This is a genomic window from Streptomyces sp. NPDC057438, from assembly GCF_042802995.1.
Lineage (GTDB): Bacteria > Actinomycetota > Actinomycetes > Streptomycetales > Streptomycetaceae > Streptomyces.
On record NZ_JBHVDD010000009.1, the window covers coordinates 132,720 to 150,804 of the forward strand.

Annotated in this window: 14 protein-coding genes; 8 read left to right on the forward strand and 6 right to left on the reverse strand. The window is 73.5% G+C overall.

The annotated features are described in order from the left end of the window. Positions 1–91 precede the first annotated feature (91 nt). Both ACFU5F_RS08445 and ACFU5F_RS08450 read right to left on the reverse strand, forming a co-directional pair. Positions 92–1,663 (reverse strand): acyl-CoA carboxylase subunit beta, encoded by a 1,572-nt coding sequence (locus tag ACFU5F_RS08445; RefSeq protein ID WP_383883841.1) that lies wholly within the window; start codon positions 1,661–1,663, stop codon positions 92–94. Positions 1,664–1,909: 246 nt separating this feature from the next. Continuing rightward, a complete protein-coding gene (locus ACFU5F_RS08450; RefSeq protein WP_383883785.1) occupies positions 1,910–2,746 on the reverse strand; it encodes an SDR family oxidoreductase in 837 nt (278 codons plus the stop codon). Between the two features lie 450 nt (positions 2,747–3,196). Between ACFU5F_RS08450 and ACFU5F_RS08455 the strand changes: the two genes are divergently transcribed. Beyond that, positions 3,197–3,718 carry a hypothetical protein gene (locus tag ACFU5F_RS08455; RefSeq protein WP_383883787.1) on the forward strand — a complete coding sequence of 174 codons (522 nt, stop codon included), beginning with the start codon at positions 3,197–3,199 and terminating at the stop codon, positions 3,716–3,718. A 28-nt stretch (positions 3,719–3,746) separates the two neighbouring features. On the opposite strand, the gene ACFU5F_RS08460 is transcribed toward ACFU5F_RS08455, so the two are convergent. Both ACFU5F_RS08460 and ACFU5F_RS08465 read right to left on the reverse strand, forming a co-directional pair. Beyond that, positions 3,747–4,883, reverse strand: coding sequence for an SGNH/GDSL hydrolase family protein (locus tag ACFU5F_RS08460; protein WP_383883790.1), 1,137 nt, complete (start codon positions 4,881–4,883; stop codon positions 3,747–3,749). A gap of 205 nt (positions 4,884–5,088) precedes the next feature. After that, entirely contained in the window at positions 5,089–6,267 is a 1,179-nt protein-coding gene (locus tag ACFU5F_RS08465) for a phytanoyl-CoA dioxygenase family protein (protein WP_383883793.1), read from the reverse strand. 234 nt (positions 6,268–6,501) lie between these two features. Between ACFU5F_RS08465 and ACFU5F_RS08470 the strand changes: the two genes are divergently transcribed. Both ACFU5F_RS08470 and ACFU5F_RS08475 read left to right on the forward strand, forming a co-directional pair. After that, a complete protein-coding gene (locus ACFU5F_RS08470; RefSeq protein WP_383883796.1) occupies positions 6,502–7,137 on the forward strand; it encodes a maleylpyruvate isomerase family mycothiol-dependent enzyme in 636 nt (211 codons plus the stop codon). Positions 7,138–7,279: 142 nt separating this feature from the next. Further along, positions 7,280–7,951, forward strand: coding sequence for a DUF6629 family protein (locus tag ACFU5F_RS08475; protein ID WP_383883799.1), 672 nt, complete (start codon positions 7,280–7,282; stop codon positions 7,949–7,951). Between the two features lie 100 nt (positions 7,952–8,051). Here the strand turns inward: ACFU5F_RS08475 and ACFU5F_RS08480 are convergent, their stop codons facing one another. Beyond that, positions 8,052–8,630: a TetR/AcrR family transcriptional regulator gene (locus tag ACFU5F_RS08480; protein ID WP_383883802.1), complete on the reverse strand. Its 579-nt coding sequence runs from the start codon at positions 8,628–8,630 to the stop codon at positions 8,052–8,054. Positions 8,631–8,718: 88 nt separating this feature from the next. On the opposite strand from ACFU5F_RS08480, the gene ACFU5F_RS08485 reads away from it, so the two are divergent. The 5 genes from ACFU5F_RS08485 (at position 8,719) to ACFU5F_RS08505 (ending at position 16,628) form a co-directional block, all read left to right on the forward strand. After that, complete coding sequence (locus ACFU5F_RS08485) at positions 8,719–9,165, forward strand: anthrone oxygenase family protein (protein ID WP_383883805.1); 447 nt, start codon at positions 8,719–8,721, stop codon at positions 9,163–9,165. A 526-nt stretch (positions 9,166–9,691) separates the two neighbouring features. After that, a complete protein-coding gene (locus tag ACFU5F_RS08490) occupies positions 9,692–12,580 on the forward strand; it encodes a SpoIIE family protein phosphatase (RefSeq protein WP_383883808.1) in 2,889 nt (962 codons plus the stop codon). Positions 12,581–12,721: 141 nt separating this feature from the next. Further along, on the forward strand, positions 12,722–14,296 hold the full coding sequence (locus ACFU5F_RS08495; RefSeq protein WP_383883810.1) for a sugar ABC transporter ATP-binding protein: 1,575 nt from the start codon (positions 12,722–12,724) through the stop codon (positions 14,294–14,296). After that, entirely contained in the window at positions 14,293–15,390 is a 1,098-nt protein-coding gene (locus tag ACFU5F_RS08500) for an ABC transporter permease (protein ID WP_383883813.1), read from the forward strand. The genes ACFU5F_RS08495 and ACFU5F_RS08500 overlap by 4 nt, the downstream gene beginning before the upstream one ends. Positions 15,391–15,443: 53 nt before the next feature. Continuing rightward, a complete protein-coding gene (locus ACFU5F_RS08505; RefSeq protein ID WP_383883816.1) occupies positions 15,444–16,628 on the forward strand; it encodes a substrate-binding domain-containing protein in 1,185 nt (394 codons plus the stop codon). A 49-nt stretch (positions 16,629–16,677) separates the two neighbouring features. Here the strand turns inward: ACFU5F_RS08505 and ACFU5F_RS08510 are convergent, their stop codons facing one another. After that, a complete protein-coding gene (locus tag ACFU5F_RS08510; RefSeq protein ID WP_383883818.1) occupies positions 16,678–17,907 on the reverse strand; it encodes a PP2C family protein-serine/threonine phosphatase in 1,230 nt (409 codons plus the stop codon). Positions 17,908–18,085 lie beyond the last annotated feature (178 nt).

An 18,085-nucleotide genomic window follows, 5' to 3' on the forward strand; every position in this document is an offset into this window, starting at 1 on the left:
TTGCGGTGGTTCACGGGGACGGCTCAGGGGGTGTCGCGGGGGCGGCGGCACCGGCCCGTCGGCGGCGCGGCGCGCTGGGTCGTGGGCCCGCTCAGAGCGGGATGTTGCCGTGGCGGCGTTCCGGCATGGGCGCGCGCTTGCCCCGCAGGGCGCGCAGGGCACGGCAGATGTGGGCGCGGGTGTCGCGCGGGGCGATGACCGCGTCGACGTAACCGCGCTCTGCGGCGAGGTACGGGGTCCCGTACGTGCTCTCGTACGCGGTGACGAGGCGGGCGCGCAGGGCCTCGGGGTCGGTCGCGGCGGCGAGTTCGCGGCGGTGCAGGACACCCACCGCGCCCTCGGCGCCCATGACGGCGATCCGGGCGGTGGGCCAGGCCAGGTTGATGTCGGCGCCCAGGTGCTTGGACCCCATCACCGCGTACCCGCCGCCGTACGCCTTGCGCACCACCACCGTGACCTTGGGGACGGTCGCCTCGGCGTACGCGTACAGGAGTTTCGCGCCGCGGCGGATGATGCCGGCCTGTTCCTGGCGGACGCCGGAGAGGTAGCCGGGGACGTCGGCGAAGGTCAGCAACGGGATGCCGAACGCGTCGCAGAACCGTACGAAGCGTGCGGCCTTCTCGGAGGCGTCGATGTCGAGGACCCCGGCCGCGTGGAGCGGCTGATTGGCGACGATACCGACCGCGGCGCCCTCGACCAGGGCCAGCGCGCAGATGATGTTCGGCGCGAACAGCTCCTGGATCTCCAGGAGTTCACCGTCGTCGACGACCGCGCGCAGGACGTCCCGCATGTCGTAGGCCTGCGCGAGCCGGTCCGGCACCACCGAGTCCAGCCCGAGACCGGCGGGCGCGGCCCCCGGGGCGTACTGCGGAGGCTGCTCCGCGTTGTTGGCGGGCAGGTACGACAGCAGGTCGCGGACGGTGTCGAGGGCGTCCACCTCGTCGGCGGCGAGGAAGTGGGCGTTGCCGTTGACGGTGTTGCTGGTGCGGGCGCCGCCCAGTTCCTCGGCGCTGGCGCGTTCACCGGTGACCGTCTCGATCACGTCGGGCCCGGTGACGAACATGTGCGAGGTGCCGTCCACCATCACGGTGAAGTCGGTGATGGCGGGCGAGTACGCGGCCCCGCCGGCGCACGGGCCGAGGACGACCGAGATCTGCGGGATCACGCCGGACGCCCGCACGTTGCGGCGCACCAGCTCGGCGTAGAGGGCGAGCGAGGTGACGCCCTCCTGGATACGGGCACCGCCGCCGTCGTTGAGTCCGATGACGGGGCAGCCCGTCTTGAGGGCGAGGTCCATCAGCGCGATCGTCTTCTCGCCGAAGGCCTCGCCCATGCTGCCGCCGAACACCGTGGAGTCCTGGGCGAAGACGCAGACGGGTCTGCCGTCGATCGTGCCGTGCCCGGTGACCACGCCGTCGCCGTACGGCCGCCGGCCGGCACCCTCGGCGGGCCGGGCCCGCACGAACTGGCCCGTCTCCGTGAACGAGTCGGTGTCCAGCAGCAGATCGATGCGCTCCCGGGCACCGTACTCGCCGCGTCTCCTCGGCCCGGCCGGTGCGACCGCCCGAATCCGGCGGCCCTCCAGGTCGGCGATGCGGTCGGCGGTCCGGTCGACCGTGCGGCCGGCGACCGGGTCGACCCCGCGGCCACCGCCCCGCTCCACCACCCGTCCGTCCCGGGATGTCGTCACCTCTAGCGTCACAGCCACCTCCGAAGTGGCTTCCGAATATGGCAGCGAAGGAGAGCCGGACCGGGTCGATCACCGTTCTGTGTGCGGGAGATGAGTCCCGAGGGGCCGGTGTTCGTCCGTGGGTGACAAGGCGCGGGTTCGGTCGGCGGCGCGGGGCCCGTCGGCCCCGGCGGAAGAGGGTCCGCCGCGCCCTGGCGATGGCCACCGGGAGACCGCCGCTCAACCCCGCCGCGCGAGAAACTCCCGAGCGCCGCGCAGACGGGTGCGCAGGTTGCGCCGTGTCTCGGTGCTGTCCAGCCGGACGTCGAGAGGGCCGGGGAGGCAGGTGCCGCCCCTGCGCCCGGCCGGCAACCCGGACGTGTCCAGACCGTCGCGGCGGGCGATGAGGACACCCAGTTCGTGGCGGGTGAGGGCGTCCGGCCCGGCCAGGTGCCGCATGCCTCCGTCCTCGCCGGCGGCCAGTTCCAGCAGCGCGGCGGCGAGGTCCGCCACATGGACCGGGCAGCGCACCACGTCGGTGAACAGCACACCGTCGCGGGTACCGGCCACGAGGTCGTGCACATGCCGTTCGTGCGTGGACAGAGGGTGCCCGTCCCCGATGATCAGCGAGGTCCGTGCCACCACCGCGTGCGGCGCCGCCAGCCGGACACCGGTCTCGGCCTCGGCCTTCGCCGCCCCGTAGGGAGTGACGGGGTCGGGCGGCGAGGATTCGTCGTAGCGTCCTTGCGAACCCGAGAACACCGCGTCGCTGGACACATGGACCAGGCGGCAGCCCCGCCCGGCCGCGGCCGTCGCCACCCGCACGGCGCCCACCGCGGTGACCGCCCGATCGGCGCCGCCGCTGGAGGCGTTGATCACCACCGAGGGAGCCACCTCGTCCATCACCGCGGCCACCTGCGCGGGATCCCGGACGTCGAGGGCGTACCGGCCGACGCCCACCGCCGCGTCCGGCGGCCGGGTGGTGTAGGTGGCGGCCACCGTGAATCCCGCCGCCGGGGCCCGGCGTGTCAACTCGGCGCCCAGGAAACCGCTGCCGCCGATGATGAGGAGCTTCATGCCGGAAACGTAGACGGTGCGGACCGGGCGGACCGACGCCTCGCCAGGATGGAGATACGCCTCCTCCGCCAGACTGACGTACCAGCTCGATGGTGACGAGGTCGGCGTATTCCGTGCGCCGCGAGTCGCCGGAAGGCAGTTCCTCGATCTTGCCGAAGAGTTCCTCCACCTCCCGGCGGTCGGTCTTCAGTTCCTCGACGACATCTGGACCGTGTGCCGTCTCCGCCGCTCCTCACCCGCACGCCCCGGCCGGCCGTACCGGACCGGATCGCTGTGGAGGTCGGTGAGACCCTCGCGGACTGGAATGCGTCGTATGGACGTCCCGGTGAGTCAGTGCGCCGAGGAGATGTGGCCCAGGACACGTCCGTTCCGTGGCCTGCGCCATTTCCGGCCGGACGGCGCACGACTACGTTGTGCCACGCGTTCCCCAGCTCCCACGGATGGCTCAGAGTGCTCGCAGACCTCTCCCCGCTCATAGCGGCGACCACCCAATGGCTGACACGTGCCTATCCGGCCGGCGGCGGAGCCCTGGACGGCGCCCTCTGCGAAGCACAGGCCCGCCAAGCCGTCACCGTGGCCGCCCGGCTCCGCTATCCCACGCCGACGGACGCCGCGCTCGTCGGAATCGCCGGCCCGGGCGGCACCGCGCGGCTCGACTGGATCACCGGCTTCGACGCACACCTCACCGCGGACGAGTACGCCTGGCGGACCTGGGTGGACGAGGTCGTCGCCAGTTGGGCGGCCTGTCTGCTCGCCGACCCCGCCCTGGCCCACGCTGCGGTGGCCGCTCTCGCCGGCTCCTCCCACACGCCCGGTTCAGCCGCCGCCTTCCGCCGCCTCCTCACCCCCGACGAGCTCGACCGACGGGCCGCCGCGCTGCTGCGCCACCCCGACCTCCTCGCCCCCGTCGCGACGCTGCACCACGCCGACCTGGTCCACACGTTGAGGCCGGGGCGGGCGCTGACGGCCTGAGCCCGCGCGGCACACCACCGGAGTTCCGCTACCAGCGCAGCGGCAGCCCCGCGAGATGGCCGTCCAGCAGCCCGGAGACGATCCGGTGGTCGTGCAGCGAGGGATGCCAGTCGCAGCCGAGATGGTCGAGGCCGGGGTCGTCGTAGTACCAGTGGCTGATCCGGCGGTCCCCTCGTCGTCGGCGCTCCTCGACGATCCGCCCGGTGGCCTCCGCGAACGCGGTCGTGTTCCAGAGGCGGGCGGCGGCGACCACGAGAAACGCCCCGCGCCCGTAGCGGGCACGCAGCTTGTCGAGAAAACCGTGATAGGCACTCTCGTACGCGGCCACCAGTTCGGCCGTCGTACTCCAGCGCTCCCCGGGATTCAACGATGTCGAGAAGTCGTTGATCCCGAGTCCGATCACGACGACCCGCGGGCGCCAGCTGTCCGGCTTCCGCCAGACATCACCCTCGACGTTCAACAGGGCCCGGTCGTAGTAGGTGCGGAAATCGGTGCCCGGTTCACCGCCGTTGTAGTTGCGGACCATTCCCCGGCCGGAGAAGGCGTTGATCTGGAAATCGGCGTTCAGCTTCCGGGCTGTCAGCGCGCCGAACGTCAGATCCGCGTTGCTGTTCCGGTTGACCCCGCCGTTTCCGGAGCAGTCCTGGGTGGTGGACATGTTTCCGTAACCGGCGGTGTACGAGTCGCCGATGAATTCGATCTGTCTGTCGCGCGCCCGGGGCCTCGCGAGAATCGCGCCGCCGGCGGTCGCGACGAAACCGCCGAACCGGCCGGCCGCCCACGGGCTCTCCGTCCTCTTCACGACCCGCACGCGATGCGGGGCGTCGGCCAGGCCGTCGATCCAGGAGACGGTCCGGCCCGGGGTGACGAGGGTGGCCACCGTCTCCCCGTCGACCTGGACGTCGTAGTCGTTGTCGGCGTCGTCGAGGACCACCCCGATCCCGGTCCCGCGGAACCTGCCTTCGAAGGAGACACCGGGCCAGCTGTACCGCACGGACCCGTCCGCGGCCCTTTCCACCCGGCCGACCGTGTGGAACCGGGCCGCCGACGACCCTGCCCCGGTGCCTCGCGCGGCGGCCGGTGTCGGGGACACGACGGTGGCGGCGAGGCCGGCGGCGCCGGCCGCCACCAACGTCCGTCGGGATAAGTGGCGAGGTGTGCGCATGATCGTCCCTTCGACGCAGCGGTGGGGGTGCGTGGGGGCGTGAGGCATGGGAGCGCTCCCGCCAGGGTGCGCTTTCGAAGGTGGCCGTCACACCTACCGCCGTCAACCCCTCGCGACGACATCCGCACCGCGCGATGCGCCGGTCATGCGCTTCCGCCGCTGTCGCCGCCGCTGTCGCTGCTGCGGCTGTCGGGTCTGAGGCTGCTCAGCGTCCTCGGCGGCGGCGGGAGGCCGTCAGTTCGCGGCGCAGCCGGTCCGGGGTCCAGTTCTCGCTGACGGCCTGCCAGAGGATGTCGGCCTGGGAGGCCGGGGCGAGGCCGCCGACGGGCGGGTCGAGGTCCAGGTCGGTGGGGAAGGGGTAGCCCTCGGCGGTGGCGGCGACGACGCGGCGCAGCCAGTCCTCGGTGGCGCCCTCGGACCTGCGGTGCGTCAGGACGGGGAGGACGGCCTCGGCCATCGCCTCCCGGTCCACGGTCTCCATGGCGCGACCGAAGGCCGACGAGATCTGGAGCAGGTTGGCCATGCGGCGGACGTCCGACGAGCGGTTGTGTCCGGCGGCGTGGAACAGCGCGGGGTTGAAGAACGCCGCGTCCCCCTTGTCGAGGGGGAGTTGGACGTGGTGGGCGTCGAAGTACTCGACGAACTCCGGCAGTCGCCAGGCGAGGTAGCCCGGCTCGTACTTCTGGGAGTGCGGCAGGTAGAGCGTGGGCCCGGACTCGACGGGCATGTCGCAGTGGGCGACCGCGCCCTGGAGGGTGAGGACGGGGGAGAGGCGGTGGACGTGCGCGGGGTAGGCGGCCGCCTGCCGCTGGGAGAGGAACCCGAGGTGGTAGTCGCGGTGCGGGCTCTGGGCGGCGCCGCCCGGGTTGACCACGTTGACCTGCGAGGTCATCTGGTAGGCGGGGCCGAGCCAGGCTTCGGCGATCAGGGCCAGGATGTCGTTGGCGTAGTAGTCGGCGAAGACGTCCGGCGCGCGCACGGCCATCTTGTCCAGTGCGCGCCAGACGCGGTCGTTGGCGCCGGGCTTCGCGAAGTGGTCGCCCCGCGCGGTGCCCGCGACGCGCTCTTCCTCGATCAGGTCCCGGAAGACGGCGGACGCCCGGTCCACGACGGCCGGATCCGCGAACGCGCCCTTGAACACGACGATTCCGGGGCCGTCCATCAAGGTCCGGGCCAGCTCGGCCTGGACGCTCCGGCGGCCCTCCGGTGTGGCGGTGAGGGCACGGAGCCGGGCGCTGTCGTAGAGCGGCACACCGTGCTCGACCCGGTCGGCCGAGGGATGGCCGGCGGGGTCGGTGCGCTGCTCGACGAGCGTGCGGAAGGCGCCGAGATCACAGTCCGCCTCGGTCGGCCAGACCCGTTGCGCCGCGGCGATGGGGAGCATCGAGGTTCCTTTCGCAGCCGGGTGTCCCTGTCAGTCTGCGCAGCCGGAACCCATCATTCAATGCACGGAAGCCCATCAAAAACACATCACGGACCGGGGGTGGGAGTGCGGCCGAGGTCGCGCCAAAGTGATGTGAGTCACACCTGTGGCTCGATCGGTTCTGCCTGCGGCGGCGGTCGACAGGGGGATGGCGGTGCCGAGTGCCCTGCCCCGGGTGAAGGAGTGTCGGACGACATGGACCATGAGCGGATTCTGCGATGGACCGAGGCGGAGCGGCTGGGCGTCGCCGACCTCCTCGACGGTCTCGACGGGCACGAGTGGGAGAAAGCCTCGCTCTGCGCCGGGTGGACGATGCGCGATGTGGCGGCCCACCTGACCCTGTCGACCCGCACCACGCTCCTCGGAACGATCAGGGGTGCGATCCGGGCGCGGGGCGACTGGAACCGGATGGAGTTCGACCTCGCCCGGGAACGGGCGGTCCGGTTCGGGCCGGCCGAACTCGTCGCGCAGATCCGTGAGACGGCTGGTTCGTCCCGCCGCGCGCCTCTGGCGGCGCCGCTGGACCCGCTCGTCGACTTCCTCGTCCACGGCCAGGACATCGCGCGCCCCCTCGGGCGCGACCGTCCGATGCCCGCGGAGCGGGCCACCGCCGCGCTCGCCCACGTCGCGGCCAGTCCGTTCTACGGGGCGCGCAAGCGACTGAGGGGCGTGCGCATGGTGGCGACCGACGCGACCTGGGCGACGGGCGCCGGCCCCGACGAGGTCCGGGGACCGGTGGCCGACCTGCTCCTCCTGGCGACGGGGCGGCCTGCCGGGCTGAAGGGTGTCACCGGCCCGGGAACGGACAGACTCGCGGCCGCGCTCGCGTAGGCGGTGATCTCTCCTCCGGTGACGCGCCGGCGGGAGCCCTCGTGCCGTCGACGACCCTCTGTCATTCGTGTCGCCCCGCGAGCCTCCGCGGAGGGCGACGTACCGTGGCCGCGCTGATGCCGGTCGACCCGATGGTGGCGCGATGTGCTGGAGTGCGACGGCCGATCTCGTGGCCGGTACCGGTGTCGCGGCCGTCGGGGCGGTCTGTGTGGCGCTGGTGCGCGACGTCCGGTATCTGCCGCTCGCCGCGCTGCCGTTGCTGCTGGGGGCGCACCAGATCGTGGAGGCGGTGGTCTGGTCCTCGGGCGGGGGAGGCGGGGCGGCCACCGTCGCGTGGACCGTCATCGCGCTGCCGCTGCTGGCCGTCTGGGTGCCCGTCGGCGTGTGGTGCGCGGCGCCGCCCCGCGCCCGAACCCGGCTGGTCGTGCTCCTCGTCATCGGTGTCGGGACCGCCGCGCTGCTGACCCGCGGCCTCGTCGACGGTCCGGTGACGGCCGAGATCCGCGGCCGCACCATCGGCTACACGGTCGCCCTCTCCCACCCGGTGCTCCTCGTCGCGGGCTACCTCCTCGCGACGGTCGGCGCGCTGCTCCTCTCCGGCGACCGGCGGCTCACCGTACTCGGCCTTCTCGCCGCCGTCGGTGCCGCGGCCTGCTGGGCACTGTGGCGGCTGGAGTTCGTCTCGACGTGGTGCGCGTTCGCCGCCCTGTGCTCGGTGCTGCTCCTCGACTGGGTGCGCTCCCGCCCCAAGCCGTCCCCACCGCCGTCCCGGCGTCCGGGCGGGGGACACCGGGAGCGTGCGCGAGGGGATTGACCGGTGCGAGTCACGCGGCGCGGTGTGGCACCTCCGGGCCGAGGCCGCGCACCGCGGGGTGCCCGCCGTTCTGCGGCCGCGCGCCCGCCAGGGCGGAGCGTCAGAGCACGGCGAGGCGGTCCACCAGCAGTTCCGCCCTTCGCTCGGACTCCTCCGGCGGTAGTCGTCCTGCCCGGGTCAGGGTCGCCAGGCCGTGCAGGGACGCCCAGAACACCTCGGTGAACAGCCCCGGGTGCACGCCCTCTCCGGCGACCTCCCCGAGGCTCTCCAGCAGCGCGGCGAAGGCGTCCTTCAGCGGCTCCGGGGTGTCCTCCTGCGCGAAGGCCAGGCCGCCGTCGAGCTGGAACATCGCGTCGTAGACCGCCGGGTTGCGCTCGGCGAAGTCGAGGTAGGCGCGGGCGAGCGCGGTGACCCGGGCGCGAGGGCCGTCCGCGGCGGAGGCCGCGGCCCGCAGCGCCACGGCCATCTCGGCGGCGCCCTGGAGGGCGACGGCGCCGATGATCTCGCGTTTGCCGCGGAAGTGGCTGTAGAGGACGGGCTGGCTGTATTCGATGCGCTCGGCGAGCCGACGGGTGGTGACCGCGTCCCAGCCCTGCCGCTCGGCGAGTTCGCGGGCCGTCGCCACGATGAGGCGTTCGCGGTCCGCCCGTTCGCGTTCCTTGCGTTCCTGTACCGACATGACTCGATCCTAGCACCGCTAGACAATCGAGCAGCAGTAGAGCTAGCGTTGGTACGCCACCTGTCAATGCTAGATCCCGGAGGTCGTCATGCTTCATGCTCTGCAGGTCCTCACCACCGTGGCCGTCGGCGTGATGGTGGGGGTGGAGTTCTCCGTCGCCTTCGTCATGAAGCGGATCTTCGACGCCCTGCCGGAGGACAGCGGCCAACTCGGCCGCGCCCACGGGGGCCGGATGCTCGGCGCCGTGATGCCGGTCTGGTACATCACCTCGCTCGTCCTCGTCGCGGTCTGGGCGGTGGCCGGCCGGCAGCACCACGGCACCGGCCTCGTCGTCACGGCCGGCGCGCTGCTGCTGCTCAGCGTGATCATGTCGGTCCTGCTGCTCGTCCCGATCAACGACCGGAGCAAGACGTGGACCCCTGACAACCGGCCCGCCGACTGGAAGGAACAGGTGAACCGCTGGGACCGCCTCCACTACGTCCGCGTCGCCGTGATCGTCGCCGCGTTCGCCGTGCTGGTCGCCGCCCTGGTCTGATTCGTCCGGTCGCCGGGCGTGGGCCGCCGGGCCCGCGCCCCGCGATCATTCCCACGACCACTCCGCCGACCGGGGCGGCACCCCGGCCACCAGGGCGGTGCCCTGGGCCGCCCCGCCGCCCCGCCGCCCCGCCGCCCTGCCGTTCCTGCCGATGGCCCCGTTTGGGATGCGGGTTGCGCGGTCGGCGGTGCGGGGTGGCCCCCCGATGGCCCGCGCAGGGCGTCACGCGGTCCGGCGGCGAGCGCCCCGCGGGCCCTCTCTTGCGGGCCGGTGGCGGCGTGAGCGCGAAGACGGCCGCCGGTGCGGAGGCACCCGCCCGCCGACGCCCACCCGACGGTGACCTCCGTCGAGAGGGGGCGCCCCCCGGGCCGGCCCCCACGTTCCCCGCGCCCGCTCCGCCGCTCCCCCGGCCCGTCGCCAGGGGTGAGCGATCCGCGAACCGTGACTCGTGTTGCCGATGCCCGTATCCTCGTCAATGCCAGGTATTTCCGATTAGCGGATTGTCCAGGGTGCGAGTGAGGCCAGCGTGGTGCGGTCCGACGGCGAGCCGATACTCACGGGACGTGCGACAGACGGCACGGGCCCCGCCCCGTTCCGCGACCGGGGTCCGGCCCTGTTCCGTGAGCGGTTTCTGCAGGGTGAGTCGCTGGAGACGGGTGTCCGCACGTCGATCCTCAGCTCCTGGCAGCGGTGCCGGTCGCTGGGACTGTCCCCCGACCGGTCCGACCTGCCCTTCCGGGAGGACTTCGACCGGGACGACCGGATCGCCCGCGCGGCCGTACCGGTGCTCGACCGGCTGGAGTCCAGGTTCGCCGGCAGCGCGATGAACATCTCCGTCGCCGACGCGAACGGCACCGTCCTGCTGCGCCGCTTCGGGGAGGCGTCACTGGCCAGAGGGCTCCCGGACATCCAGACCGTCCCCGGGTTCGTGTTCGCCGAGCAGTTCGCGGGCACCAACGGCATCGGCCTCGCCCTGGCCGAACGGCGGCTCATCCGGGTCTACGGCGCCGAGCACTTCGCCGAACGCTCCCAGGCCAGCGCCTGCCGCGCGCTCCCCGTACGCGACCCGCTCAGCGGCCGTATCGAGGGCGTCCTGTGCTTCGGGTACCCGCGCGGCTTCGAGCACCCGGCGCTGGACGGCGTGATCCGCAAGGCGGCCGCTGCCATCGAACGGCGGCTGCTCGGGCAGAGCTCCATGCGTGAACGGTCCCTGCTGCGGGCCTATTTGGACGCCGGGGCCGAGACCGGCCGGGGCCCGCACCACGGCGTCGGCGTCGACGAACTGGTCCAGGGGCTGCGCCCCGCCGATCGGGCCACCCTCCTGGAGAAGGCCGCCGAACTGATCGCCCGCGCCCAGCGGGCCGCCGTCGACGTGCCCCTGACCGACGGCCGGCGGATCACGCTCGTCAGCCGCCTGATGACCAGCGCCTCCGGAGTGGAGGGCATCGCCGTGGAGGCCGTTCTGTCCGGTGCCCCACGGTACGAGGCTCTCGTCGCCTCACGTCCGCCCGAACCGGTGCCGGCCCTCCCCGGCGAGCCCGTGCGGGGCGTCGCGTCCGTCGGCACCCCGCCGCCGGTGCGGCCCGGTCAGGGCGGGACCCTCACCTTGACGCCCGGCCCGCTCACCGCCGTCCCCGCGTCCGGGCATCTGCACGCCCCCGCATCATCCGCCAGGACCGCCGCGGCCGCCGACGGCTCCCCGGCCCCCGACCGGGGTCTGCTGATGGTGGGCGAGCCCCACGTCGGCACCTACGCCCTGGCGGCCCGCCGCCGGCTGGAACTGCTGTCCGAGGCCAGCGCCCGGATCGGAACCACCCTGGACGTGCGCCGCACCGCCCGGGAACTCGCCGAGACGGCGGTCCCGCGCCTGGCCGACTACGTCACCATCGACCTCGCCGAACCCGTGCTGCGCGGCGAGGAGGCGGCGGACCCGCGCGACGACCTGCGCCGCACGGTGGTCCACGGCATCCGCGACGACCTGCCCTTCAGTCCGGTCGGCAAGCAGGTCGACTACGGCCCGACCGTTCCGCAGCTGCGCTCCCTGACCAGAGGGGAAGCGGTGCTGGAGCCGGACCTGCGGACGGCTGCCGGCTGGCTCGCGCAGGACCCCGAGCACACCGACCGGCTGCTGAGCCACGTCCACTCCCTCATCGCGGTCCCCCTGGTCGCCCGCGGCGTGGTCCTGGGGGTCGCGGCCTTCTACCGCGCCCAGGACCCCGCCCCCTTCGGCGACGACGACCGCTCGCTGGCCCAGGAACTCGCCACCCGCGCCGCCCTGTCCATCGACAACGCCCGGCGCTACACCCGCGAACGCACCATGGTCCTCGCCCTGCAGCGCAGCCTCCTCCCGCAGGGGCTCCCCGACCAGGACACCGTCGAGGTCGCCCACCGCTACCTGCCCGCCGAGTCCGACGTCGGCGGCGACTGGTACGACGTCATCCCGCTCTCCGGCGCCCGGATCGGACTCTTCGTCGGTGACGTCGTCGGCCACGGCCTGCTCTCCGCCGCGACCATGGGCCGGGTCCGTACGGCAGCCCGCAGCTTCGCGGAGCTCGACTTCCCGCCGGACGAGGTCCTCACCCACCTCGACAACCTCGTGGGCCGGCTGGACCGGGAGGACCCCGTCTCCGACGGCGGCGGCATCATCGGCGCGACCTGCCTCTACGCCGTCTACGACCCGACCTCGCAGTCGTGCTCCCTGGCCCGCGCCGGTCATCCGCCGCCCGCCCTGGTCGGCCCCGACGGCACCGTGTCGTTCCCCGAACTGCCCGCCGGACCACCCCTGGGCCTCGGAGGGCTGCCCTTCGAAGCCGTCGACATCCACCTGCCCGAGGGCAGCCGGCTCGTCCTCTACACCGACGGACTCATCGAGGACCGCGAACGTGACGTCGACGTGGTCCTGGACCAGCTGCGCGGCGCGTTGGCCCACCCCGAGCACACTCCGGAGGAGACCTGCCGGGTCGTCCTGGACACCGTGGCGCCCGCCCATCCGGGCGACGACATCGCCCTGCTCGTCGCCCGCACCCACGCCTTCGACCCGCGGCGGATCTTCACCTGGGAGCTGCCGGCTGACCCCGCCCGGGTCAGCGAGGTGCGCGCCGCCGCCCAGCGGCAGATGGCCGACTGGGGCCTCGGCGAGGCCGCGTTCGCCGCCGAACTGATGCTCAGCGAGCTGGTCACCAACGCCATCCGCCACGGCACCGGGCCGATCCGGGTGCGGCTGCTGCACGACCGCTCCCTGATCTGCGAGGTCTCCGACACCAGCAGCACCGCTCCGCATCTGCGCCGGGCGGCCACCACCGACGAGGGCGGGCGGGGCCTCTTCCTCGTCGCCCAGCTGTCCCAGAGCTGGGGAACGCGCTACACCCCGGAGGGCAAGGTCATCTGGGCCCAGTGCGGACTCGACGGCGGCTGACGCGACCGACGCCGACCGACGACCAAATGCCGTGACGCCGACCGACGAACAAATACCGTATATAAAGCGATATGGGTGGTTAGTATCGCTGCCGCAAGCAGAAGCCGGAAGAACTCGCCAGGCCGACCCCCGGAGCTGTCCGTGCACGACGCTCACGACACCTCTGCGCAGCCGGCTCCGCCCCGCGGGCCGGAGCCGCTGGTCCGTGTCCGGGGCCTCACCAAGCGCTTCGGCGGCACCCTCGCCCTGGCCGGCGTGGACCTGGACGTCCACGCGGGCAGCGTCCTCGCGCTCCTCGGTCCCAACGGAGCCGGGAAATCCACCCTCATCAAGATCCTCGCCGGCGTCCACCCCGCCGACGCGGGCCGGATCACCGTGGACGGGCAGCCGCTCGCGAGCCACACCGCCACGCCGCGCATGTCCTTCATCCACCAGGACCTCGGTCTCGTCGAGTGGATGACGGTCGCCGAGAACATCGCCCTGAGCAACGGATACGCGCGCCGGGCCGGGCTGATCTCCTGGCGCCGCACCCGTGACCGCTGCACCGAGGCCCTCGCCCTCGTCGGCGGCCACCTCGACCCCGACGCGCCGATCGCCCGGCTCGCCCCCGCCGAGCGGTCCCTGGTCGCCATCGCCCGTGCCCTGGCCACCCGCGCGAAACTCATCGTCCTCGACGAACCGACAGCCCGGCTCCCCGCCGCCGACTGCGCTCGCCTCTTCCGCGTCCTGCACTCCCTGCGCGACCGCGGGCACGGCATCCTCTACGTCAGCCACCGCCTCGACGAGGTGTACGAGGTCGCCGACGCCTTCGCCGTCCTGCGGGACGGCCGTCTCGTCAGCCACGGCTCGACCGCGGGCCACAGCCCGCTGCGCCTGGTGCGCGACATCACCGGCGAGGACCCGGCCGGGCTCCGGCCCGTCCCGGCCCCGGCCGGGCCCCGCCCCGCCCCCGTACCGGCCGGCGCCCCGCCCGTCCTGACCCTGGAGGGTGTACGGACCTCCGGCGCGGGGCCGGTCGACCTGGAGCTGAGAGCCGGGGAGGCCCTCGGCCTGGTCGGTCTGTCGGGCGCCGGGCACGCGGAGCTCGGCCGGGCCCTCGCCGGCGCCCGGCCCCTCCTCGCGGGACGGGTTCTCCTCGACGGCGCCCCGTACCGCCCCCGCAACGTCGCCGAGGCCGTCCGGCGCGGCGTCGCCCTCGTGCCCGGCGACCGGCAGCGGGAGGGCTGCCTGCCCGAACTGACCGTGCGGGAGAACCTGTTGGCCGACCCCCGCGCGGGGGAGGGGCCGGCGCCCCGCTGGCTCGGCCCCCGCCGTGAGCGGGCCGCGGCCGCCGCCCTGATCGACAGGTTCTCGGTGCGGCCGCGCGACGGCGAGGTGCCCATCGCCGTCCTGTCCGGAGGGAACCAGCAGAAGGTGATGCTGGGCCGCCGGCTGCGAACCGGCCTGCGGCTGCTGATCCTGGAGGAGCCCACGGCGAGCGTGGACATCGGCGCCAAGGCGGCCGTCCACCGGCTGCTCGGCGAGGCGCTGGCCGACGGCCTCGCCGTCCTCCTCATCTCCACCGACTTCGAGGAGGTCGCGGGCGTGTGCGGGCGCGCCCTGGTCCTCGTCCGCGGGGCCGTGACCGCCGAACCGGCCGGGCCGGCACTCACGGTCGCGGCCCTGACCCGGGCGGCCTCGGCCATGCCCCCAGGCACAACCGCGACGGCCCCATGACCGGCCCGCACCCCCCGCCCTCCCCGCGCCCGCACCGCCCGCGCCCGTCGAGAGGCACTGCCGCCGGCGCCCGTACGGGCGGGCACCTCATCGGCGCCTACGGCCTGCTCGGTCTGACCGTCCTGCTCGTCCTGGTCTTCTCCCTCACGCTCCCGCGCACCTTCCCCACCCTCGACACCGTCGACTCGGTCCTCTCCACCCAGTCGATCCCGGCCGTCCTCGCCCTGGCCGCCATGGTCCCCATCGTGACCGGCGCGTTCGACCTGTCCATCGGCTACGGACTCGGCCTGGCGCACGTCATGGTGCTGTACCTGATCGTCGACGCCGACTGGCCCTGGCCGCTCGCGTGCCTCGTCGTCACCGTCGGCGGGACGGTCGTGGGCGTCCTCAACGGTGTCATCGTCGAGTTCGGCCGCATCGACTCCTTCATCGCCACCCTCGGCACCGGCAGCATGATGTACGCGGTGACCGGCTGGGTCACCGAAGGCGGCCGGATCGTCCCCGGACCCCAGGGTCTCCCGCCCGCCTTCACCGACCTCTACACCTCCTCCTTCCTCGGCCTCCCGGTCCCCGCCTTCTACGTGCTGGCCCTCACGCTCGCCCTCTGGCTGGTGCTGGAACGGCTCCCGATCGGCCGCTGCCTCTACGTCGTCGGATCGAACCCGCGCGCCGCCGACCTCGTCGGCATTCCCGTCCGCAGGTACACCGTCTGCGCCTTCGCCGCGTCCGGCCTGATCGTCGGCCTCGCCGGGGTGCTGCTGGCCGCCCAGCAGCAGATCGGCAACCCGAGCGTCGGCCTCGACTATCTGCTGCCCGCCTTCGTCGGCGCCCTCCTCGGCTCCACCGCCATCAAACCCGGCCGCCCCAACGCCCTGGGCACTCTCGTCGCCGTCGCCGTCCTCGCCGTCGGCCTCACCGGCATCGCGCAGATGGGTGCCGACTTCTGGACGGTGCCCCTCTTCCACGGCGGCACCCTGCTCCTCGCCGTCGGCCTGGCCGGATACGCCGCCCGCCGCCGGATGCGCACCGGCGCCTTCGCGGCCCGCGACGCACCCGCCGACCCCGCGGAGCCGCCGCCGGGCGGCACGCCATGACCGCGGCCACGCGCCGCCGCGCCCTCCCGCTCGTCCCTCCGCGAGGAGCACTCGTGCACCACTCCCCCCACGGCCCGCGCCGACGCGGCACCGGCTCCGGCGCATCCGGGGCCCGGTACGCGGCGGCCGCGCTGCTGACCGTGACGACCGCCCTGCTCGCCGGCTGCGAACGCGGCTCCTCCGGTGCCCCCGAGGCGTCCGCCTCCGGCCCGAACGGCTGCCCGAGGGCCTATGCCGAGGCCCGGGCCGCCGTCGGCCGGGCGGAACGGACCGACGTCCCCTGGAACGGCCCGGCCACCGGTCCGAAGGCCGTGACGGGTCGCACCCTCGTGTACGTCGCCCAGACCATGACCAATCCCGGAGTCGCGGGCGCCGCCGAGGGCGTCCGGGAGGCCGCTCGGGTCGTCGGCTGGAACGTCCGGGTGATCGACGGCGGCGGCACCCCCGCCGGCATCCAGGCGGCCATGAGCGAGGCGGTGACGCTCCGGCCCTCGGGCATCGTCGTCGGCGGCTTCGACCCCGGCGCGACCTCGCAGCAGCTCGCCGCTGCCGAGCGGGCGGGCATCCCCGTCATCGGCTGGCACGCGGTCGCCGCACCCGGCCCCAGCCGGCGCCCCGCCCTGTTCACCAACGTCACCACGCGAGTCGAGGACGTCGCCAGGATCAGCGCGCAGTGGGTCGTCTCCTCCTCCGGCGGCGACGCCGGAGTCGTGATCCTCACCGATGCCTCGATCCCCTTCGCCAAGAACAAGTCCGACCTGATCAGGGAGGAACTCGCCACCTGCGCGGGCGTGAAGCTCCTGTCGTACGTCAACATCCCGATCCCCGACGCGAGCAGCCGCACGCCCCGCGAGGTCTCCTCGCTCCTCTCCCGCTTCCAGAACCGCTGGACCCACTCCGTCGCCATCAACGACCTGTACTTCGCCGACGCCGCGCCCGCCTTCCGCGCCGCCGGCAAGGACGGCTCGGGACCGCCCTTCAACATCGGCGCGGGGGACGGCGACCCCTCCGCCTTCCAACGTGTCAACAGCGGCCAGTACCAGGCGGCCACCGTCCCCGAGCCGCTCACCCTCCAGGGCTGGCAGATCGTCGACGAGTTCAACCGTGCCTTCTCCCGCCGCCCGGCGAGCGGCTATGTGGCCCCGGTCCACATCAGTACGGCCGACAACAGCGAGGGCGCCACGAGTTGGAACCCGTCGGGTTACCGGGAGGGATACCGGAAGATCTGGGGCAGGTGAGGGCGCCGGCGCGCCCTGGCCGGCCCGCACGGACCGGGGCGGCTGCGGGTCACAGGCGCAGGACGATCAGGGCCGTGTCGTCGGTGTTGCCGGTCAGCGGCAGGAGGTCCGCCAGCAGGGCGTCGGCCAGGGTCTCGGGGTCCTGCTTGCGGTGATGGGCCAGGGAGTCGGCGAGGCGCTCCAGACCCGTGTCGATGCCTTCGGTGCGGCGCTCGACCAGTCCGTCCGTGTAGAGGACCAGGGTGGAGTCCTCGACGAAGGACGTGCGTGCCTGGGGCCGGGCGGCGTGGGTGGGCCGGGCGGCGAGCGGCGGGTCGGTGGCCTGGTCGAGGAAGGTGACGGTGCCGTCGGGGTGCACGAGGGCGGGCGGCGGATGACCGGCGCAGCTGTAGGTGATGGTGTGGCTGTCCCAGTCGATGAAGGTCGTCACCACGGTGGTCGACTCGGCGCCCTCGACGGAACGGGCGTACAGGTCCAGGGCCTCCAGCGCCTCGGCCGGACCGCCGGAGACACGGGTGGCCCCGCTCAGGGCGCTGCGCAGCTGCCCCATGGCACAGGCGGCCGCCAGACCGTGGCCGACGACGTCGCCCACGGCCACCGCGAGGCCCTCCCCGGGCAGGCCGACCAGGTCGTACCAGTCGCCGCACACGTTCAGCGCGCCGATGGCCGGGCGGTACCGGACGGCCGCGTCGTGCTGTCCGGTCGGGCCGGGTGGGGGCAGCATCGCGGCCTGCAGGGCCAGGGCCACCTCGCGTTCGTGGGCGTGGGCCGTGCGCAGCCGTTCGTTGACCTCCTGCAGTTCCCGGGCGCGGGTGTACAGCTCGGCCTCCAGCACCTGGGCGCGGGTGTCGCCCCCGGGGCCGCCCCGGGCGCGGATGAGTTCGGTGACCTCCTCCACCCGGTGGACGATCAGGACCACTTCGCCGTCGGGGCCGAGGACGGGCGCGTTGACCGGGCTCCAGTAGTGCTCCTGCCAGGAGCCGGGAAGCTGGGGGTCCTCGATGTCGTAGCGGAGCAGTGCCATCGTGTCGCGTTCGCCGGTGGCCACCGCGCGCAGCATGGACTCCCGGGTCTCCCGCATCCCGGCCGCCGCCGGTTCGTTCGGGTTCTCGGGGAAGACGTCGAAGATGTAGCGGTTCAACAGCTGGTCGCGGGAGCGTCCGGCCAGCCGCAGGAAGTCGTCGTTGGCGTCGACGTACACGAGATCGGGCGTGAGCAGCGCCACCATGCCGGGCAGTGCCCGGAAGACCTCCGCATAGTCGATATGCGGTTCCCTCATGTCCAGCCTGCCTTGGCGCCGAGCGTCGGTGTGCCGTTCCACGATAGGCGTGAACGAGCCACCCGACCCGGCAGATCCGCAGTATCGGTGACGAGCTCCGTGCGCTTCCGCAACCGCTGACGTCCTCCGCCACTCCGGCACCACCCCGTGTCGGCCCTCCGCCGAGCCTCCGGCCGGA